Annotated in this window: 18 protein-coding genes and 1 tRNA gene; 6 read left to right on the top strand and 13 right to left on the bottom strand. The window is 54.6% G+C overall.

Annotated elements, in window-relative coordinates; translation table 11 throughout:
- Positions 1-8: 8 nt before the first annotated feature.
- Positions 9-1,025, bottom strand: a complete 1,017-nt coding sequence (locus FHW71_RS14900) for an NADP-dependent oxidoreductase (protein ID WP_179452290.1) — start codon at positions 1,023-1,025, stop codon at positions 9-11.
- Between the two features lie 91 nt (positions 1,026-1,116).
- On the opposite strand from FHW71_RS14900, the gene FHW71_RS14895 reads away from it, so the two are divergent.
- Positions 1,117-2,013 carry a LysR family transcriptional regulator gene (locus FHW71_RS14895; protein WP_179452152.1) on the top strand — a complete coding sequence of 299 codons (897 nt, stop codon included), beginning with the start codon at positions 1,117-1,119 and terminating at the stop codon, positions 2,011-2,013.
- A gap of 58 nt (positions 2,014-2,071) precedes the next feature.
- Here the strand turns inward: FHW71_RS14895 and FHW71_RS14890 are convergent, their stop codons facing one another.
- Together FHW71_RS14890 and FHW71_RS14885 are read right to left on the bottom strand one after the other, a co-directional pair.
- The gene (locus tag FHW71_RS14890) at positions 2,072-3,031 is read right to left on the bottom strand and encodes an autotransporter domain-containing protein (protein WP_179452151.1); all 960 of its coding nucleotides are present in this window, start codon (positions 3,029-3,031) and stop codon (positions 2,072-2,074) included.
- A gap of 492 nt (positions 3,032-3,523) precedes the next feature.
- A tRNA-Phe gene (locus FHW71_RS14885) sits at positions 3,524-3,599 on the bottom strand.
- Positions 3,600-3,794: 195 nt separating this feature from the next.
- Between FHW71_RS14885 and FHW71_RS14880 the strand changes: the two genes are divergently transcribed.
- From FHW71_RS14880 to FHW71_RS14860, 5 genes are all read left to right on the top strand, one after another.
- Complete coding sequence (locus FHW71_RS14880) at positions 3,795-5,117, top strand: PAS domain-containing methyl-accepting chemotaxis protein (protein WP_179452150.1); 1,323 nt, start codon at positions 3,795-3,797, stop codon at positions 5,115-5,117.
- A 444-nt stretch (positions 5,118-5,561) separates the two neighbouring features.
- Positions 5,562-6,785, top strand: coding sequence for a SpoIIE family protein phosphatase (locus FHW71_RS14875; protein ID WP_179452149.1), 1,224 nt, complete (start codon positions 5,562-5,564; stop codon positions 6,783-6,785).
- Positions 6,786-6,794: 9 nt separating this feature from the next.
- Positions 6,795-7,346: a SiaB family protein kinase gene (locus FHW71_RS14870; protein WP_179452148.1), complete on the top strand. Its 552-nt coding sequence runs from the start codon at positions 6,795-6,797 to the stop codon at positions 7,344-7,346.
- 7 nt (positions 7,347-7,353) lie between these two features.
- The gene (locus FHW71_RS14865; RefSeq protein ID WP_008103278.1) at positions 7,354-7,740 is read left to right on the top strand and encodes a DUF1987 domain-containing protein; all 387 of its coding nucleotides are present in this window, start codon (positions 7,354-7,356) and stop codon (positions 7,738-7,740) included.
- Positions 7,737-8,447, top strand: coding sequence for a GGDEF domain-containing protein (locus FHW71_RS14860; protein ID WP_256697409.1), 711 nt, complete (start codon positions 7,737-7,739; stop codon positions 8,445-8,447). The genes FHW71_RS14865 and FHW71_RS14860 overlap by 4 nt, the downstream gene beginning before the upstream one ends.
- On the opposite strand, the gene mrdA is transcribed toward FHW71_RS14860, so the two are convergent.
- The 10 genes from mrdA to prfC all read right to left on the bottom strand — a co-directional run bounded on the left by mrdA (position 8,448) and on the right by prfC (position 19,760).
- Positions 8,448-10,322, bottom strand: a complete 1,875-nt coding sequence (gene mrdA / locus FHW71_RS14855; protein WP_154182002.1) for a penicillin-binding protein 2 — start codon at positions 10,320-10,322, stop codon at positions 8,448-8,450.
- A gap of 188 nt (positions 10,323-10,510) precedes the next feature.
- Positions 10,511-11,224, bottom strand: coding sequence for a purine-nucleoside phosphorylase (gene deoD / locus FHW71_RS14850; protein ID WP_008103284.1), 714 nt, complete (start codon positions 11,222-11,224; stop codon positions 10,511-10,513).
- Positions 11,225-11,257: 33 nt separating this feature from the next.
- On the bottom strand, positions 11,258-12,481 hold the full coding sequence (gene deoB / locus FHW71_RS14845; protein WP_154155177.1) for a phosphopentomutase: 1,224 nt from the start codon (positions 12,479-12,481) through the stop codon (positions 11,258-11,260).
- Between the two features lie 94 nt (positions 12,482-12,575).
- Positions 12,576-13,898 carry a thymidine phosphorylase gene (gene deoA / locus FHW71_RS14840; RefSeq protein ID WP_179452147.1) on the bottom strand — a complete coding sequence of 441 codons (1,323 nt, stop codon included), beginning with the start codon at positions 13,896-13,898 and terminating at the stop codon, positions 12,576-12,578.
- Between the two features lie 62 nt (positions 13,899-13,960).
- Positions 13,961-14,740, bottom strand: a complete 780-nt coding sequence (deoC, locus tag FHW71_RS14835) for a deoxyribose-phosphate aldolase (protein ID WP_061720500.1) — start codon at positions 14,738-14,740, stop codon at positions 13,961-13,963.
- Between the two features lie 291 nt (positions 14,741-15,031).
- Positions 15,032-15,811 carry a TatD family hydrolase gene (locus FHW71_RS14830; RefSeq protein WP_179452146.1) on the bottom strand — a complete coding sequence of 260 codons (780 nt, stop codon included), beginning with the start codon at positions 15,809-15,811 and terminating at the stop codon, positions 15,032-15,034.
- Positions 15,808-16,860, bottom strand: coding sequence for a DUF6363 domain-containing protein (locus FHW71_RS14825; RefSeq protein WP_179452145.1), 1,053 nt, complete (start codon positions 16,858-16,860; stop codon positions 15,808-15,810). Before FHW71_RS14825 ends, FHW71_RS14830 begins: the two co-directional genes overlap by 4 nt.
- Before the next feature lie 179 nt (positions 16,861-17,039).
- A complete protein-coding gene (locus FHW71_RS14820; RefSeq protein ID WP_007893192.1) occupies positions 17,040-17,201 on the bottom strand; it encodes a DUF1328 domain-containing protein in 162 nt (53 codons plus the stop codon).
- A gap of 93 nt (positions 17,202-17,294) precedes the next feature.
- Positions 17,295-17,909: a molecular chaperone OsmY gene (osmY, locus tag FHW71_RS14815; protein ID WP_179452144.1), complete on the bottom strand. Its 615-nt coding sequence runs from the start codon at positions 17,907-17,909 to the stop codon at positions 17,295-17,297.
- A gap of 261 nt (positions 17,910-18,170) precedes the next feature.
- Positions 18,171-19,760, bottom strand: a complete 1,590-nt coding sequence (prfC, locus tag FHW71_RS14810; RefSeq protein ID WP_061720497.1) for a peptide chain release factor 3 — start codon at positions 19,758-19,760, stop codon at positions 18,171-18,173.
- Positions 19,761-19,778 lie beyond the last annotated feature (18 nt).

Genomic DNA, 19,778 nt, shown 5'->3' with positions numbered 1-19,778 from the left:
GCCTTAAGTCAGGCGTTAATCAGCACGATTTTTCCCTGAATACTGCCGCGAGAAGCGCGCTCATGCGCGGCTGATGCTTGCGCCAACGGATAGGTGCTATCAACGATGATACGGATGATGCCTTGCTCAAGCAGGCGACCAGCTTCCACCAACTGACGGCCACTGGAACGCACTTGAGTGAATGAAACGGTAATCTCGCTTTTGACGGCCTCTTCGTGTCCCGAGAAGCCGATAGGATTCATCAGGAACAGCGCACCGCCCGGCTTGATGACGCTGAGAAAGCGCTCCATATTCGCACCGCCTACGGCATCAATCACCAGATCCACATCATGTGTAACAGACTCAGCGGCGGTCTTGTTGTAATCGATAAACTCATCGGCACCCAGTTCGCACAGCAGTGATTGATGCTTGCCGGAAGCCACCGCGATGACGTGCGCACCTTGCCACTTTGCAATCTGCACCGCCAAATGCCCAACCCCACCGCCTGCACCATTTACCATCACCTTCCGGCCTTTAAGCGGGATTGGAACATGCTGGAAAGACTGCAGCGGGTTCGGAGCATCGTGGCCGAGTTCGATCAGAAACTGCCACACGGTTAGCAATGACATTGGCGCACCGGCGGCCTCAACATGCGTTATCCCCGCCGGTTTCAATGCCAGCTCATTGGCAGGCACGCGCACGTATTCTGCATAAGCGCCGCTGCCGGTCATTATATCCTGCGGAAAACGCACCATCGCATAGACCTCATCGCCGATGCTGAAGCCCGAAACTTCTTCGCCTACTGCGGCAACAACACCTGAGATGTCGGTTCCCAAAATCATGGGAAAGACGGAGCTGGGTTGCCATTCCGGCGGCAGCGAACGATAACCCTCACGCAGATGGAGATCCGGCGGATTAAGGCTTGCGGCATGCACGCGCACCAGCACCTCACCGGCTTCGGCAATTGGTCGGGGGGCATCTTCATAATGCAGAACGTCCGGGCCGCCAAACTCATGCAATCGCACGGCTTTCATCGTATTGGTCATGATCATTTCGCTCTCTCATTGGTCTGATTGAGAAAGCGTAAGACTATTACGCCTGATTGATAATAAGGCTCCATTTCGCTTTAATAGTGCCATGAAGGAACAAATAGGTTTTGAAAGACTCACTGGCTTAATCGCCTTCGCCCGTGCTGGATCTCTCGGCAGTTACAGCGCTGCCGCCCGTTCGCTGTCGATTTCGCCCTCCGCGATTAGCAAAAGCATCCAGCGTCTGGAGACGCATCTCGGCATTACACTTTTCACCCGCACCACGCGTTCGCTCTCCTTCACGCCCGAAGGCCGCGACCTGCATGAACGCGTGCTTAAGTTGCTGCGGGATGCTGAAGAAATTGAACAGGTGGCGAAGTCAGCACGCTCCGAACCGGCGGGCACACTGCGCATTGCGACATCGCTGCCGATTGGCGTGCACATCATCGCACCTGCTATAGCCAGCTTTCGCCAACGCCATCCAAAAGTCATGATCGATTTGCGCATAAGTGATCAAATCTCGGATCTTGTGGAAGAGAGAATTGATATTGCGGTGCGCATCGGCGAGCTCGCCGATTCCTCGCTGATCGCCCGCCGACTCTCACCTTACCGACTCGGCTGTTATGCCTCGCCAGCGTATTTAGCCACGCATGGCATCCCACAGCATCCCGATGAGCTGGATAGCCATGAAACAGTCAATCTGCGCTATCAAAGTTCGGGACAAGTATTTCGCTGGCCGTTTCGCATCGGTGAGAAGGAAGTTGAAATCGTGCCGTCATCTGCTGTGATCGTTAATGCCAGTGAAGGCGTTCTGGCGGCAATTGCTGCGGGTGCAGGCATCGGCATGGCGACAAATTTTATGGCGGATTCTTGGGTTAAGCGCAACGAATTGGTGCCGGTTTTGGCCGATTTCGCCGTGGAGCGACACAATATCACCGCTATATGGCCTCAGAGCCGACGCAGTAATCCCGCGGTGCGTGCTTTTTTGGATATGCTGATTGATTAACTGAGGTTACCAAGACGGGAAAGTAATATTGCGGTAATCGTCAGTGGCAATATTCTCATTAAAAACTCATGGCCAGCCCCACGCCATATCCTTGCGTATTATTTCCGAACATATAACGTGCCACTATTCTTGTACGACTGATAAAAACCGGATATTTACTACTATCAAGCTCGAGCCCAACACCCAATGAATTTAAACTATCGAATCCTAATTGCCCACGCTGCTCACCCAAATATTCAGTGCGTGCAGCTTCAAGCACATAGCGCAAAGGACTTCCTAGTAACGTCCAATCTGAAACTGGAGCGCGACGACGTAAATAGAGCCCGAGGTTTTCCGCAGTGGCACTCCCGCTTACAGCCTCAGAACTATTACCGAAACTATTGAGCTCTTGATAGGAGTATCGCAACTCAACATCAATATCCTGCTCTTTGCTAAATAATTCATAATCCAACATTAGCGATCCTCCTAAGCCATACGCATTGAGGCGGCCACCATCCAGGAATTTGTAGTCTGCATCTTCAAATTTTTTTTGCAGAACAAAAGCGCCAATACGCAGATCACTGGCCATTGTACCTAAGGTGAAATTTGCGATGGGTCGCAGGACCCAATTGCCGCCGAGTTTATCCGTATGAAGTTTTATATCCCAGCCAATACCGCCAGTTGCAGTTAAGCTATTCCATTTAACCGGAATTTTGCGGCTTTCATTGCCATTAGAAACAACAAATTGGGGATCATATCGGCTGTAACCGAGTGTTCCTTCAAGATAGAGAGGAAATTCTTCACTTAGCGTTGCACCGCCGCCAAACTGAGTAATTGAAAGCGAGTTTTTTTCTTTGGTGTCAGCACCGATATTGAGGTCACTTGCGGTGACATCCGGTACCACCGTGTAGCTCATAAGAGAAAGGACGGCATTAGCGCGACTTTTTAGAGGAGTATCATCTGCAGCAAAAATAGTATAACTCATTAGAAGCATTACGCTAATTTGAATAATTCTTATACGAGAAAAGAAAAGAGCCATGTTTTACTCCAGATGTCATACCCCACGACCGATCGTTTCTTATTGCTTTGCAGCACCGCATATTTAAATTCATTTTATTTTAGACCGGGCTATGCAATAGAAAGTTATTTTCATCATTACTTTTCTATAAAGTGACAATAATCATAATAAGTAGTCACTTATTGGTGGGCGTTTAAAGGGGTGTAATTTTTAGAATCGGTGATGATGACTTCAGTGATAATTATTTTTCGGTGCATGGTAAGTATTGAGAAGGAATGAAATTGGGAAATTCAGAGGTTTTTGCACAAGCGATGAGAAAGGAATACAAAGACTGTTTTATGCGGGAATGCTGAAAGATTCGCTAAGATTTGTAATGCGTTACAGGATCGAAAAAAGGGTACTAGCGTTAACTAGTACCCTTTCTGGAAGGCATCGATGCTTCATTGTTGCTATAAACACCACCTTCTTTAAGCACCCGTCAGAAGTGTTACTTCTAACCAGCGCTTCGATGTATGGTGCCCGGACGCGGAATCGAACCACGGACACGGGGATTTTCAATCCCCTGCTCTACCGACTGAGCTATCCGGGCAACGGGGCGCATTAAACCCTACTCGCGCGGCACCGTCAAACGCTTTTCGGCAAAAATCAGCTGACTGATGCCTTTTAAAGCAACCTCCAGACCAACAGGTAAAAATTTATTCGCCTATCGCTGTTATAGGTGAATTTTTAATCGCTTGTGCCGATAACCGAGCTGACATCCTATACCAATAATAAGGTTCGCCCCATGTTCAGCACAATTGCATCAGGAATCTTGTCACGTCTAGCGTGGCAAAAGCGCAGTAATAGCATGGCAACGCTCAGTTCGCTGCAAGACGCTATCGCTATGGTTGAATTCACTCCAGAAGGAAAAATCCTCACCGCTAATGAACTGTTTCTTGAGCGCATGGGTTATTCGCTCAAAGAGATCGTCGGCCAGCATCACAGCATGTTCTGCACCGCAGATTTGCTCAACTCGCCGCAATACCGCGACTTCTGGCGACGCCTGAATCGCGGTGAAGGCTTCAGCGATAAGTTCCTGCGCGTGGCAAAACACAGCCGCCCTATTTGGCTGGAAGCGAATTACGTGCCGGTGCAGGATCGCAGCGGTCGGGTGATTAAAATCGTCAAACTGGCGAGCGATATCACCGCGCGCATCATGGATGCACAAGAGCAGCGCGCCATGACCACCGCGATTGAGCGTTCGATGGCGGTGATTGCCTTCAATCTCAAGGGCGAAGTGTTGATGACCAACGACAACTTCCTGAAAACCATGGGATACAGCGCCTCAGAAGTGATCGGCGTGCATCACAGCCAGTTCTGCCCGCCAGAGATGCGCAACAGCGACGAGTATCGCCGTTTCTGGCACAAGCTGAATCAAGGTGAATTTATCTCCGGCCAGTTCCAGCGCGTGAATAAACGCGGCCAAACGGTATGGCTGCGCGCCACTTACAACCCGGTGTTTAACGAAACCGGCGAGCTGTACAAAGTGGTGAAGTTCGCCACCGATGTTACTGCGCAGGTGGAGAAGAATCAGCAAGAGCGCGAAGCCGCGCAGCAGGCGTATCAAACCGCGCTGCAAACCAGCGAAAGTACGCGCCTCGGTGCCACGGTGATTGAGAACAGCGTGCAGACCATGAATGATTTGGCGGGCGAACTGCATGGCATTTCCGGCGATATCAATGATCTGAGCGAATCTTCAGACCGCATCGGCGCGATTGTCGAGAGCATCCGTCGGATTGCCGATCAAACCAACCTGCTGGCGCTTAACGCAGCGGTGGAAGCGGCGCGCGCCGGTCAGCATGGGCGTAGTTTTGCCGTGGTCGCCAATGAAGTACGCACGTTGGCGGCCAACATCAACCGCGCCACCACCGAGATTGAGAACATGGTGCAGCAGAACCATACGCTGGCGGAGAAAGCGCTGAAAGGTATCGCATCCAACCTGAAACGTGCCGATCAAGGCGTGGTGCTGGCGAAGGAAGCCGGCGGCATGATGGCGGATATTCGCGGCAGTTCCAGCGAAGTGGTGCGCGCGATTGGGCACGTTACGGCGGCGCTGAAGGAAGAATGATTTGTAGCCAGGTCGCCATGAATGGCGACCCTACGGGATTTATAGCGATGTTGAGTTAAGAATACGCACGACTGCTGCAGCGACGGTATTGAGGCGACATCCCAAACCGCTGAACGATTGAGGGATTCCAGGGCGAGCCGCATGGATGCGGCGAGAGGTGGCGCTGAGCAGGAGCGAATCGCCACCGGTCCGTCAGGAATCGTGATTGAGTGAAGGTACCGCGAAGCGGCGGGTTGGGCTGGCGCAGGGCCCGGGAGTGCAGCCAGGCGCCCTCTGCTCGGTCGCCGCACGAAGTTACTGCAACTGCCTCAGCATAGGGCGAACGAAAGTCGCTCGGTGCTTAACTGAGCGGCACTACGCCATGAATGGCGACCCAACTGATCATAAAAGTGTCACAGCCGCGCAGTAATCTAAGATAATTCCTAATCAACGTCAGATTCTTCTATGCAGCTGCCTGATTTACGCGCAGGCCTTGCCTCCTTGTCGAGTCGTTCTCGTGCGCGTTCGCTGTGCATTGCCGTGCCGTTTGTCAGTCCCGCGATGGACAACACGGCGGTGATGGCGTTGTTTACCGAGCACAAAGATCTGATTGGTTTGCCAGTGATCGAAAACGGTACGCCGTTTGGCATGATCAACCGCCATATCTTCCTGTCGCAAATGTCGCGCCCGTTTTTCCGCGAACTCTACGATCGCAAAAGCTGCATCGCCTTTATGGATAAAGAGCCGCTGGTGATCGATGCCGACACCGAGCTCGATCAGGTGGCGCAGCAAGTGGTGGCGACCGGCGATAAGTCGGTCACCGACGGCTTTATCCTCACCGAGCAAGGCCGCTACATCGGCATCGGATTGGGTATCGATCTGATTCGTACCGTGTCAGATTTGCAGCATCAACAGCATCAGCAAATTTTGCAGAGCATCGATTATGCGCGCGTGATTCAGGACGCGATGCTCGATCGCTCAAAGCAGCAGATGGCGCAGCAGCTCAGCGATTGGTGCCTGCACTGGCAGCCGCGCGATGGCGTCGGCGGCGACTATTACGCCTTCCATCAGGATCAACACGGCTGGCTGGCGCTGATTGCCGACTGCACCGGCCACGGCATTCCCGGCGCGTTTATGACGGTGATCCTGCAATCGGCGCTGGAAAATGCGCTGCAGCAGGATCGGCGCGCGCCGTCCGACGTGCTGCAATCGCTCAATCGCCATATCAAACAGACCCTTGGCCAGCTCAATGCCTCGCAGCAAACCTCGCTGTCGAACGACGGCTGCGATGCCATCGCGCTGCGTCTGGATAGCGAAAATCATCAGCTTTCATGGTCGAGCGCGCGCATGCACGCGCTGCTGCATAGCGCCAGCGGCGAGGCGGAATCGCTGAAGGCCGACCGCGTTGGCATTGGCTACACCGATACGCCGCAGGATTACGTCTGGCCGCAGCAGCAACGCACGCTCAATCCCGGCGACATGCTGCTGGTGATGACCGATGGCGTCACCGATCAGCCCGGCGGTGAACGTCACATTATGTTTGGCAAAAAGCGCATTCAGACGCTGCTGAATCACTATCAAACGCTGCCGATGCCGGCGCTTTCCACGGCATTCGAGCAGGAATTTCTTCGTTGGCAAGGCAACCAGCCGCGACGCGATGACGTCACCTGGTTTGGCTTCCGCTATTAGAGTCACGTTATGACACCAGTTTCGAACCTCAGCCGCCTCCCGCCAGAGAGCGTGGCGCTGCACTACACCGGCCTCTTTTCGCCGCAGAACATCACGGCGATGGGCGAAGTGATCAAAGTGTTTCTTGAGAATCAGCAGGCGCCGGTCAAAGTGCGGCGTCGCTTGTTCTCCAGCTTTGTCGAGATCGTGCAAAACATCCTGCGCTATTCACAAGATAGTCGCAGCACCAGCCACGCCGAGCAGGATTTTCGCTTCGGCACGGTGACGCTGCACGTTGAAGGCGACAACTACGTGCTGGAGAGCAGCAATCAGGTGGATGAAGTCGCCTGTGAGCAGCTGCGCTACTGGCTCGACCTGCTGCGCACCATGAGCAACGAAGAGATTAAACAGGCGTATCGCGTGGGATTACGCGCCGAGAGCCCCGCCACCAGCAAAGGGGCCAACATTGGATTATTAACGCTGGCGCGCGACGTCAGCGAACCGCTGGAGTATGAACTGCGTCCGTTGGCCTCCAACGGTTACGCCACGTTTTGGCTGAAAGCCACCATTCACCAGGATTGATCGATTGATGCAAAACCTTGTTATTGCTGCCACAGAGAGCACGCCCGAAGTGAGTTTTGATTTTGCCGCCGGCCAGTTTGCCCTGCGCGGTGAATCCTGGCCGGAGAACGCGGCGGCATTTTACCGTCCGTTGCTGGACGCCTTAGAGAACTGGCAGCCGCAGCCGGGCGGCGACGTTGAAGTGAATATCGCGCTGCGCTACTTCAACAGCTCCAGCACTAAAATGCTGTTCAGCCTGTTTGATCTGTTCAACCAGCGTGCGCAGAGCGGGCAAACCGTGGCGCTCAACTGGTTCTTCGACGCCGAAGATGATGTCTCAGAAGAGTTTGGTCAGGAGCTGGCGCTGGACTTCACCGATCTGCAGGTGAATCTGCAGGCGGAAATGGCATCGTGATGGACCTCAACGAGCTGTTCCGCGAAGAGAGCGATGTGCTTAATCGCTCGCAGGATGTGGCGGCTCAAACCACGCTCAGCGCTGAGGATTATCGTGATGCGCTGCTGATGGTGAATCGCCATTATCAGCGCCTGATGCGTGAAACCTATCGCATGATCTCGCGCAGTGACCGCGCCGAGCGTGAGCTCAATCGCGTCAACGAACAGCTGCATCAGCTGGCGCAGGAGCTGGAGTACAAAGCCAGCCACGATCCGCTGACGGCGGTGTGGAATCGCGGGGCGATTATTCAGCGCATTACGCAAACATTGAGTAACGGCGCAGCGGCACTGATCATTCTGGATATCGACCACTTCAAACGCATCAACGACGAGTTCGGTCATCCGATGGGCGATAAGGTGATTTGCGCGCTGGTGTCGCGCATTCAGGCGCACTGCCCGGCAGAAGCCAGCATTGGTCGCATTGGCGGTGAAGAGTTTACCGTTTTGCTGCCGCACTATCGCTTATCCGATGCGGTGATTGTGGCGGGCGCGATTCACGCCTCGCTAAATGCTTCACCGCTAGCGGTGTTGCCCGGCCAGCTGGTGACCGCCAGCCTTGGCGTCAGTTACGGCAAGCCGGGTTCCGATTTTGAGACGCTGTATAACAACGCCGATGTGGCGCTGTACGACGCCAAAAATCATGGCCGCAATCGGGTGTTCTTCCGCTGATTACTTAGCCGCCGTTGCTACCGGCGGCGGTGTCGTTTCCGGCACAAAGATGTGGTCGAGGATATTACGCATCAGCGGCGCCGCCGTGACGCCTTCGTTGCCGCCGTTTTCCAGAATCAATGCCACCGCTACTTTGGGATCGTTAAACGGCGCAAACGCGGTGTAGAAGATGTGATCACGCAGGCGCATTGGCGTCATTTTGGCGTTATAGATCTGATTCTTTTTCAGGCTGAATACCTGCGAAGTACCCGATTTCGCCGCAATGCCGTACGGCGCGGTGTGGAAGTATTTGTAGCCGGTGCCGTTTGGCGCATTCGCCATGCCGAACATGGCGTGGCGCACCAGCGACCAGTACGGCGATTTGGCATCGCCAATCTGCGGCTGCGGTAATTTTGCCTGATACGGCTGCACCACCGTGCCGCGCTGCGATTTCTCCAGCAGATGCGGATTAATGACGCGGCCATTATTCAGCAGCGCCACCAGCGCTTTCACCATCTGAATCGGTGTCGCCACCCAATAACCTTGCCCAATCCCAACCGAAACGGTATCGCCCTGATACCACATCTTTTTGTGCACTTTTTGCTTCCATTCACGGCTTGGCAATAATCCGGCGTACTCTTCGTTGAGATCGATGCCGGTGGATTTGCCGTAACCAAACTGGCTCAACATGGTGTGGATGCGATCGATGCCCATCATGAACGCCACCTGATAGAAGAAGCTATCCGCTGACTCTTCAATGGCTTTCGTCACGTCCAGCATGCCGTGACCGGTTTTTTTCCAGTCGCGATATTTACGATCGGTGCCCGGCAGCGTCCAGGTGGGCGCGCCAAATATCGTGAAACTCGGCGTGATAACTTTGGTCAGCAGCGCCGACATCGCCATATAAGGTTTTACTGTGGACGCCGGCGGATACAAGCCTTGGGTGACGCGGTTGATCAGCGGCAGGTCTTTATCCTGCAGCAGGGTTTTATAGGCTTTGTAGCTGATGCCTTTGACGAACGGGTTGGGATCGTAGCTCGGCGCGGAAACCATCGCCAGCACGCTGCCGTCGTGCGGATCTTCAATCAGCGCCGCCGCACGTTGCCCGGCCAGTTGGCTCTCGACATACTGCTGCAAATGCAGATCGAGCGTCAGCGTGATGTTCTGACCGGCCACCGGCGGCACTTCTTTAAGTACGCGCACGATGCGGCCGTGGTTATCCACTTCCACTTCCTGATAGCCGGTTTTGCCGTGCAGCAGCGATTCGTAATAGCCTTCAATGCCTTGCTTACCGATGTTGTGGTCCGCCGCGTAGTTCTCGCCAACGCCTTCTGCATTCAGGCGTTTGTAGTCGTTATCGTTGATTTTAGAAACGTAGCCGAGCACGTGCGCCAGGTCGGCACCGTAAGGATATTCGCGGTCCTGATAGGTATCGACGGTAACGCCGGTAAAGCGGAATTGATTGACGGCGAAACGCGCCACTTCTTCGTCAGTCAGTTCCGCTTTCAGTTCAACCGGTTTGTAGCGGCTGTTCTGTTTGAGCTCGTGCTCGAAGGTTTCAATCTCTTCCGGTGTGAGATCGACAATCGGTGTCAGCTCCTTCAGCGTCTCCTGCATGTTGTCGATTTTGTACGGCGTGATGTGAATGTCGTACCAGCTAACGTTGCGCACCAGCGGAATACCGTTGCGATCAAAGATCAGCCCGCGCGTGGGCGCGATGGGGATCATTTTGATGTCGTTCTCGTTGGAACGCGTCTGGTAATAGCTATGCTGATCGACCTGCAGGCGATACAGGTTGATGCCTAAAATGGTAAAGCAGATGACAACCAGGGCAAAAGCGACAATCGCACGGCGGGCAAACAGCTTTTCTTCTGCTTCGAAATTACGGAAATTCATCAGGTGGGCTTAGTCTCTTTGTTATCACGCTAATGATAAGCAGAGATTGCTTTAGAGCCAGCACGAAGATGCACAAGCCTGGGTAAAAGTGTGTCAGATGTTTACGGGGGGAAGCCAGGTCGCCATTAATGGCGCCCCTACGACGAATGTAGGGTCGGCATTTATGCCGACCTGGTTTAACGCAGTGATTAATCGCCCAGCAGCACTGACTCCAGCGCGATCTTAATCATATCGTTGAAGGTGGTCTGACGCTCAGCCGCGGTGGTCTGCTCGTGGGTGCGGATGTGATCCGACACAGTACAGATGGTCAGCGCTTTGGCACCAAACTCTGCTGCCACGCCGTAAATACCCGCCGCTTCCATTTCCACGCCGAGAATGCCGTACTTCTCCATCACGTCGAACATCTGCGGATCTGGCGTATAGAACAGATCGGCCGAGAAGATGTTACCCACGCGCGCATCAACGCCCAGCGCTTTGGCGGCGTCAACCGCGTTACGCACCATGTCGAAGTCCGCAATCGCGGCGAAGTCGTGATCCTTGAAGCGCATGCGGTTCACTTTGGAATCGGTGCAGGCACCCATACCAATTACCACGTCGCGCAGTTTCACGTCTGCGCGCACCGCGCCGCAAGAACCGACACGGATGATCTTCTTCACGCCGAAATCGGTGATCAGCTCTTTGGTGTAGATCGAGCAGGATGGAATGCCCATGCCGTGACCCATCACCGAAATTTTGCGGCCTTTATAAGTCCCGGTGTAACCCAGCATGCCGCGCACGTTGTTCACTTCCACCACATCTTCAAGGAAGGTTTCAGCGATGTGCTTAGCGCGCAGCGGATCGCCCGGCATCAGTACGACGTCCGCGAAATCACCCATTTCTGCATTAATATGAGGCGTTGCCATGGTTATTTTCCTTATTAAATTTGGGGCGCTGTTTTACAGCATGCTCTTGCCGTAGTCCATGCTGGACAGGCCGAAATATTTTGCGATGGTCTGGCCGATATCTGCGAAGGTATCGCGGTATCCCAGCGATCCTGGCTTCACATTCGGGCCGTAGATCAGAATTGGGATGTGCTCACGCGTGTGTTCAGTACCTTTCCAGCTTGGATCGCAGCCGTGATCGGCGGTGAGGATCAGAATGTCCCCCTCTTTCACCAACTCCATCAGCTCTGGCAAGCGACGATCGAAGAACTCCAACCCGCCCGCATAACCGGCGATATCGCGACGATGTCCCCACGTTGAGTCAAAATCAACGAAGTTAGTGAACACAATCGAGGTATCTGGCGCTTTCTTCATCTGCTCGATGGTGGCGTTGAACAGCGCGTCTAAGCCGGTGGCTTTAACTTTCTGCGTGATGCCCTGCTCAGCATAAATGTCGGCGATTTTACCCACCGAAATCACTTCACCGCCCTTCTCATCGACCAGTTTTTTCAGCATGGTCGGCGCTGGCGGTTCCACTGCCAGATCGTGACGGTTGCCGGTGCGCTCGAAGTTGCCCGCTTTGTCGCCGACGAACGGACGCGCAATCACGCGGCCGATGTTGTAGCCGCCATTGGTCAGCTCTTCACGGGCGATTTCGCACAGCTCGTACAGGCGATCGAGGCCAAAGGTCTCTTCGTGGCAGGCAATCTGGAACACCGAATCCGCCGAGGTGTAGAAAATCGGCTTGCCGGATTTCATGTGCTCTTCGCCGAGCTGGTCGAGGATTACCGTGCCCGATGAGTGACAATTACCGAGATATCCCGGCAAATCGGCACGTTTCACCAGAACATCCAGCAGCTCCTGCGGGAAGCTATTCTCTTTGTCGCTGAAGTAGCCCCAATCAAACAGCACCGGCACGCCGGCGATTTCCCAGTGGCCCGACGGCGTATCTTTACCTGACGACAATTCGCTGGCGTAAGCGTACGCACCGATGATTTCCGCGTTGGGATCGAGGCCTGGCGGAAAACGACCGGTGGAGAGCTCAGCCGCTTTGCCGAGGCCCAGTTTGGTCAGGTTAGGTAAGTGCAGCGGGCCTTCGCGGCCTTCATTGGCGCGGCCTTCGAAACAAGCTTCGGCGATATGGCCGAGCGTGTCCGATCCTTCATCACCGAATTTATCGGCGTCTTTACTGGAGCCGATCCCGAAGGAGTCGAGAACCATAATAAAAGCACGTTTCATGCAAGTCTCCTGCGCAATGCGCGATGACAAGTCAAAAAAAAGCGATCAGATCAGTATACCCGAACGGCCGCTGCCTGGCACGAAGAAGCGCCAGTTATTCGCTGATGCGACGATAAACCACCGGCGTGATCGCTGGCGCAGTATCGCTCAGCGTGATAGCCGCTTTAACGGCGGCAGCGGCCTGTTGCCACTGCGCTTCCGACGCGGCGTGGATAATCGCCAGCGGACGCTGCGCGTCGATCTGCGTACCGAGCGTGGTCATGTCGCTCAGGCCCACGCTGTAATCAATGCTGTCGCTGGCACGCTGACGGCCTCCGCCGAGCGCAACCACCGCCATGCCAAGCGCACGCGTATCCATTGCGCTGACAATGCCAGCACCATCGGCGTACACCGCTTTGCTCAGCGTTGGCGCTGGCAAATAGCTGTCCATGCGCTCGATGAAATCGACCGGACCATTTTGCGCCGCCACCATGCGGGCAAATACGTCAGCGGCTTTGCCGTTATCCAGCACCTGCTGCAGTTTTTTGCGTGCATCGGCGTCGTTTTCAGCCAGTTTGCCGGAGATCAACATTTCCGAGCACAGCGCCATTGTCACTTCCAGTAGACGCGGATTGCGCGCTTCGCCGGTCAGGAACTGCACCGCTTCACGCACTTCGAGCGCGTTACCCGCAGTAGAAGCCAGCACCTGATTCATGTCGGTGAGAAGAGCAGTAGTTTTGCAGCCTGCGCCGTTCGCCACGCCAACAATCGCCTGCGCCAGATTTTCTGAGGCTTCGAAGGTCGGCATAAAGGCGCCGGAACCCACTTTGACATCCATCACCAGCGCATCCAATCCTTCTGCCAGCTTTTTGGCGAGGATCGACGCGGTGATCAGCGGAATGGAATCCACGGTGGCGGTGATATCACGCGTGGCGTAGAAACGTTTGTCGGCCGGTGCCAGCGAGTTGGTCTGGCCAATAATCGCGATGCCGACGTCTTTAATAATCTGGCGGAAACGATCGTCGCTCGGGAAGATATCGAAGCCCGGAATCGCTTCCAGTTTATCCAGCGTGCCGCCGGTGTGGCCAAGGCCGCGCCCGGAGATCATCGGCACATAACCGCCGCATGCTGCCACCATCGGGCCGAGCATCAGCGAAGTGACATCGCCAACGCCGCCGGTGGAGTGCTTATCAACAATCGGGCCGTTGAGATTGAGCGATTTCCAGTTCAGCACCGTGCCGGAGTCGCGCATCGCCATGGTCAACGCCACGCGCTCGTCGAGCGTCATATCATGGAAATAGATGGTCATCGCCAGCGCGGCAATTTGACCTTCTGAAACGCTGTTGTCGCGCACGCCGTTGATAAAGAAGCGGATCTCCGCTTCACTCAGCGCCTGGCCGTCGCGTTTTTTACGAATAATTTCTTGTGGCAGGAACACGGTTGCCTCCCCGGAATAGAGAGGTCGCCATAAATGGCGACCCTACGAACATCGATATGAACTTAATAACCCGCTTTGCTGGTCGCGGTTTCGTGGCCCAGCGTATTCAGCAGGCTTGCCAGCAGGCTGGAAGCGCCAAAGCGGAAATGACGCGCATCCGCCCAGCCTTCACCCAGCAGGTCGTCCGCCAGCTTCAGATACAGTGCCGCGTCTTCCGCAGTGCGCACGCCGCCGGCCGGTTTGAAACCAACTTGCTGCTTCACGCCTTTATCGCGGATCACTTGCATCATGATCGCTGCCACTTCTGGCGTCGCGTTGACCGGCACTTTACCGGTTGAGGTTTTGATGAAGTCTGCGCCCGCATCAATAGCGATTTCCGATGCAGCACGAATCAGCGCTTCGTCTTTCAACTCGCCGCTTTCGATGATCACTTTCAGCAGCACGTTTGCCTGTGCGCAGGCTTCTTTACAGGCTTTCACCAGCTCGAAACCGATGTCACGGTTGCCAGCAATCAGCGCACGATACGGGAACACCACGTCCACTTCGTCAGCGCCGTAGGCGATGGCCGCGCGGGTTTCAGCCAGCGCGATCTCAAGGTCATCGTTGCCGTGCGGGAAGTTGGTGACGGTGGCGATGCGGATTTCCGGCGTGCCCTGCTCGCGCAGCGCTTTACGTGCTGCCGGGATGAAACGCGGATAGATGCAGATGGCAGCGGTATTACCGGCTGGGGATTTCGCCTGACGGCACAGCGCGATCACTTTCTCGTCGGTGTCATCTTCGTTCAGGGTGGTTAAATCCATCAGTTGCAATGCGCGCTGTGCTGCTGCTTTCAGGTCGGTCATGATGCTCTCCAAAATTCAGATCGGCGGGCACAACCCACCGGGGAATGTGACAATTCTAACAACTACCGTGACGATGAATTGCGCTTCATGTCACACGAAAAAGAAAACCTGTCATTTAAATACAGTTATTTAGTGATGTGAATCACAAATAACCACCAGTCAGGCCGAAATGCGCCGCGATGGCCGTTGTTATTATTATCACAAAAATGGGCGCAAAAGTGTACTCTCAGCTTTATCAATGTAGCTAATCAGGCGTAAGGCAGCGTAAATGCAGAATCTGTCGGGGGAGAATCAGGCAGGCAAGGCGAACAGCTGCTGGCTGTTATGCCACAGCGCGTCGGCAATCACTTCGGGGGATTCACTGCGTAACTGGCACAACACGTCAAACACATTGCGCGCCCGCTCCGGACGATTGGGCTGGCCCTGAAAACCTTGCAGCGGCATATCGGGCGCGTCGGTTTCCAGTAATAACGCACTAAGCGGCAGGCTGGCGATGGTGTTGCGGGTTTTACTGGCGCGTTCATAGGTGATGGTGCCGCCCACGCCAATCGCATAGCCGAGTTGAATAAAGCGCTCCGCCTGCTGCTGGCTGCCAGCAAAGCCATGTACCACGCCACGGCGCGGCAGATCGTGACGACGTAAGTGCAGCGCCAGCTGATCGTGGGTGCGACGCGAGTGCAGGATCACTGGCAGATCGTATTGCTTCGCCAGCTTGAGTTGCTTATCGAGCAGCCGCGTCTGTTTGGCGAATTGCGCATCGTCCATATAGAGATCGAGACCGATCTCGCCGATAGCCACCCGCTTGCTATCCGGCTTTTTCAACCAGCGCTCTAACTCATCAAGATGTGCATCTTCCTGATGCTCAGCAATGTTGATTGGATGCAGGCCCAGCGCGGCATACAGCGCCGGATGCTGCTGCGCCAGTTGCGTCACCCGCGCGAAACGGCTGGCATCCACGCTCGGTACAATGATGCGTTCCACGCCCGCCTGCGCAGCGCGCGCAATGCTGGCGTCTGCATCATCAACGAACGGCGGGAAATCGAAGTGGCAGTGCGTATCGATAAACTTCATGCCAGCGAGCCTTTATCATAATCCGCATCGTTTTCCGCCAGCGCGGGCGTAATCAGTGGGCGGTTGTCGGGTGAATTCGCCACAGCGGCGGGCGGCGTGACCGTGGTTGAACGTACCAACGGCTCGGCATCACTCAGCCATTGACCGAGCGTGGCGAGGAAATAGCGCCCGCTGCGGCGGCCTAAATGGTAATCCTGATTCAGCGATGACAAGCGGCTGCCGAGCGCCATGCTCGCCAGCGGTTTAGGCGGACAGATTTCGATGATGCGCAGGTTATCCGGCGGTTGCTCAATGAACTGCTGAATCTCGCGATAGCTCTCTTCATGCTGATGCAGGATGTTGATCATCGGCTGCAAGGCGCTGTCAGACAAAAAGCGCTCCATGCGTTTGAACCACTTCGGCGTGTATGACACCTGCGACGGCACGGTGCGGATCACTACGATGGTATCCGCGCCGCGGCGTGCGGCTTCGCGCACCGGGATTGCATCGCTGATGCCGCCATCCAGATAGCTCACGCCGTCCATCTGCACGCCGCTGCGGTAAAAACCGGGAATCGCGCTGGACGCTTTCAGGATGTCATGCCAGTTGGAGCTAATCGGATTGAAGTACTCAGCGCGGTAATCGTCGCTGCGGCAGGCGCACATATAGAATTCGCTGCCTTTGGCAAACAGCCCTTCGGCGGTATTGAGCGCCAGCGGAAATTCCTGTTTGGTGATGTCGATCAGCCAATCGAGATCGATAAGATGCCCGCCGCGCACGAATCGTAGCGGATCGAAGAATAATTTGCTGGTGGTGTAACGCGAGATCACGCGTCGCGCGTAGCCAGACTGGCCACAGACAAACGCCGACAAGTTTTGCGCCCCGGCCGAGGTGCCGAGTAACAGTTGAAAGGGATTGAAGCCTGCGCGTTGAAACTCATCCAGCACGCCTGCGGTAAAGATGCCGCGCTGACCGCCGCCTTCGCACACCAAGGCGATTTTACTGGATTTGAAAGGGGTTAAAGCTAGCGGTTCAAGTGAACCTAACGTCAACGGAATACGTGTTCCCAATGGATGTCCCTCAGTGTTGCTTGCTCTGAGGGAGTCGCCGAAGCAGCATCCCGGAGAACCAGTCATTGTCGTTCCCTGACCAATTGCTTCTGCAATCGTTGCGGCTTCATAGTATGCCGCAAATGACCGGTCTCCGCTTTAGGTGACTCGCGGGTTAGCGTCTATTGAGACGCAAGTAGTCAGGGTCGTTTGCGCCCGGTAAACAGGCTCACGAGGAACAGAATAATACCGACAATGAAGACAATTTTAGCTGCCCATGCTGCCGTACCCGCCAGACCGCCGAAACCTAATGCTGCAGCAATCAGAGCGATGACCAGAAAGATAATACCCCAACGAAACATAAGCCTCTCCTTTACCATTGTGAAAATCGAACTGCTTATTTACACCTTTGTTTTTATTACGAAACGGCACCAGCAGGTGCCGAGTCGCTCGCGTTAAGATTTCACCTTCAGGTCATTCTTCACGCTTTTCACGCCTTCAATGGCTTTGGCGATTTTCTCAGCACGATCGGACTGTGCCTGGTTCGCCACTTCCCCTGATAACTGCACCACGCCGTCGGTGGTTTCCACCTTAACGTTGCGTGATGGCACGATGTCATCTGCTAACAGCTTAGCTTTAATTTCGCTGGTGGTTGCGGTATCGCCCGCATAACCTTTCAGAGAAGCATTTTTGCTGTCTTTAACGTGTAGTTTGTCGCTGACGGATTTCACACCTTCGACTTTCTGCACCAGCGCGACGGCTTTTTCAGCCTGATCCTGAGAAGCTACAAAGCCGCTCAGTGTCACCACGCCATCATGCGTTTTGACGGAGATATCCGTGCTTTTAATCGCTTCATTATCCACCAGCGCCGCTTTGGCTTTAGCAGTGATGCCGCTGTCATCCATATAACCATCGACTTTTTTCATAGAGCTATCGATCTTCGCACCCGCGCTGTCGGAGGTTTGCTGTGCTTTCTGCGACAGTGATTCATCTGCAAACACCGCACCGCTCAGCAGAGCAGAACCGGCCAGGGCAGCAATCAGGGTTTTGGCAATCTTAGTCTTATTCATCGATATCATCCTTCTATCAGTTAACTCATCCGTTATCGCGGATGCGCCAGCAACGAACGGCGTTGCTGAGTTACTGGACGTAATGAAACCCGAAAGGTCTCTTTTCTCGTCCGACAGGATAATAGTAGTAGGGATTACAGCTTTTGCTGGCTCTTGTGGTTGATATATCGCCAAAAAGAGAAAAAAACAGCGGAATTAGGAGGAGTCTGTAACAAATAAAACAGGGCCAGTGAAAATCACAGGCCCTGCTGGCAACGCCGATTAGTGCTCGCGCGTTTTGCGGAATCGCACGTCAGGATAGCGTTCCTGGGTGATGTTGAGGTTTACCATGGTCGGCGCGATATACGTGAGGTTATCACCGCCATCGAGCGCCAGGTTCACTTCGTTTTTACGCTGGAAATCGTCGAATTTTTTCGCGTCATCACACTCAACCCAGCGAGCGGTTGAGACGTTAATGGCTTCGTAAATCGCCTCAACGTTGTATTCGCTTTTCAGGCGCGCAACGACTACTTCGAACTGCAGCACACCAACCGCGCCCACAATCAGATCGTTGTTATGCACCGGACGGAACACCTGCACCGCGCCCTCTTCCGACAGCTGAACCAGCCCTTTCAGCAGCTGTTTCTGCTTCAGCGGATCGCGCAGGCGAATACGACGGAACAGCTCTGGCGCGAAGTTCGGAATGCCGGTGAACTTCATGTTTTCACCTTGCGTAAAGGTGTCGCCAATCTGAATGGTGCCGTGGTTGTGCAGACCAATGATGTCGCCCGGATAGGCTTCTTCCACGTGCGAGCGGTCACCGGCCATAAAGGTCAGTGCATCGGAAATCACCACGTCTTTGCCGGTACGCACCTGACGCAGCTTCATGCCTTTTTCGTACTTACCAGATACCACACGCATAAAGGCCACGCGGTCGCGGTGTTTCGGGTCCATGTTTGCCTGGATCTTAAACACGAAGCCGCTGAATTTCTCTTCTTTCGCTTCCACCAGACGCGTGTCGGTGTTGCGTGGCATTGGGCGCGGCGCCCAGGAAACCAGGCCATCCAGCATGTGATCAACGCCGAAGTTACCCAGCGCGGTGCCGAAGAACACCGGCGTGAGTTCGCCGCTCAGGAACAGCTCCTGATCGAACTCGTGCGAGGCGCCCTGCACCAGCTCCAGCTCATCGCGCAACTGCTGTGCCAAATCTTCGCCCACCGCTGCGTCCAAATCGGGATTAGCCAAACCTTTAACGATGCGCACTTCCTGAATGGTGTGGCCTTTACCGGTTTGATACAGGTAAGTTTCGTCGTTGTAGAGGTGATAAACCCCTTTGAAATACTTGCCGCAGCCAATCGGCCAGGTAATAGGCGCGCAGGCGATCTTCAGCTCGCTCTCCACTTCATCCAGCAGCTCCATCGGATCGCGGATGTCACGGTCGAGTTTGTTCATAAAGGTAATGATTGGCGTATCGCGCAGGCGCGTGACTTCCATCAGCTTACGGGTACGATCTTCAACACCTTTCGCGGCGTCGATCACCATCAAACAGCAGTCAACCGCCGTCAGCGTACGGTAAGTATCTTCGGAGAAGTCTTCGTGTCCTGGGGTATCCAGCAGGTTCACGAGGCTGTCGCGATACGGGAACTGCATCACCGAGGTGGTGATGGAGATACCACGTTGTTTCTCCATCTCCATCCAGTCCGATTTCGCGTGCTGGTTGGAGCCGCGGCCTTTGACGGTACCGGCGGTTTGAATCGCCTGTCCGAACAGCAGCACTTTTTCGGTGATTGTGGTTTTACCGGCATCCGGATGCGAGATGATCGCAAAAGTACGGCGGCGCGCCACTTCTTCTAAAAAGGGAGCATTAGACATTGAGTGAATTCTTCTTCA

This window comes from Enterobacter sp. Sphag1F, assembly GCF_014193275.1.
GTDB classification, from domain to species: Bacteria; Pseudomonadota; Gammaproteobacteria; order Enterobacterales; family Enterobacteriaceae; genus Pantoea; species Pantoea symbiotica.
This window is presented reverse-complemented; position numbering and strand designations above follow the sequence as displayed.

Bases quoted from the DNA above. Each gene is read 5' to 3' on its own strand.
- FHW71_RS14900 (WP_179452290.1), bottom strand. From the start codon at position 1,025: ATGACCAATACGATGAAAGCCGTGCGATTGCATGAGTTTGGCGGCCCG.
- FHW71_RS14895 (WP_179452152.1), top strand. From the start codon at position 1,117: ATGAAGGAACAAATAGGTTTTGAAAGACTCACTGGCTTAATCGCCTTC.
- FHW71_RS14890 (WP_179452151.1), bottom strand. From the start codon at position 3,031: ATGGCTCTTTTCTTTTCTCGTATAAGAATTATTCAAATTAGCGTAATG.
- FHW71_RS14880 (WP_179452150.1), top strand. From the start codon at position 3,795: ATGTTCAGCACAATTGCATCAGGAATCTTGTCACGTCTAGCGTGGCAA.
- FHW71_RS14875 (WP_179452149.1), top strand. From the start codon at position 5,562: ATGCAGCTGCCTGATTTACGCGCAGGCCTTGCCTCCTTGTCGAGTCGT.
- FHW71_RS14870 (WP_179452148.1), top strand. From the start codon at position 6,795: ATGACACCAGTTTCGAACCTCAGCCGCCTCCCGCCAGAGAGCGTGGCG.
- FHW71_RS14865 (WP_008103278.1), top strand. From the start codon at position 7,354: ATGCAAAACCTTGTTATTGCTGCCACAGAGAGCACGCCCGAAGTGAGT.
- mrdA (WP_154182002.1), bottom strand. From the start codon at position 10,322: ATGAATTTCCGTAATTTCGAAGCAGAAGAAAAGCTGTTTGCCCGCCGT.
- deoD (WP_008103284.1), bottom strand. From the start codon at position 11,224: ATGGCAACGCCTCATATTAATGCAGAAATGGGTGATTTCGCGGACGTC.
- deoB (WP_154155177.1), bottom strand. From the start codon at position 12,481: ATGAAACGTGCTTTTATTATGGTTCTCGACTCCTTCGGGATCGGCTCC.
- deoC (WP_061720500.1), bottom strand. From the start codon at position 14,740: ATGACCGACCTGAAAGCAGCAGCACAGCGCGCATTGCAACTGATGGAT.
- FHW71_RS14830 (WP_179452146.1), bottom strand. From the start codon at position 15,811: ATGAAGTTTATCGATACGCACTGCCACTTCGATTTCCCGCCGTTCGTT.
- FHW71_RS14820 (WP_007893192.1), bottom strand. From the start codon at position 17,201: ATGTTTCGTTGGGGTATTATCTTTCTGGTCATCGCTCTGATTGCTGCA.
- osmY (WP_179452144.1), bottom strand. From the start codon at position 17,909: ATGAATAAGACTAAGATTGCCAAAACCCTGATTGCTGCCCTGGCCGGT.
- prfC (WP_061720497.1), bottom strand. From the start codon at position 19,760: ATGTCTAATGCTCCCTTTTTAGAAGAAGTGGCGCGCCGCCGTACTTTT.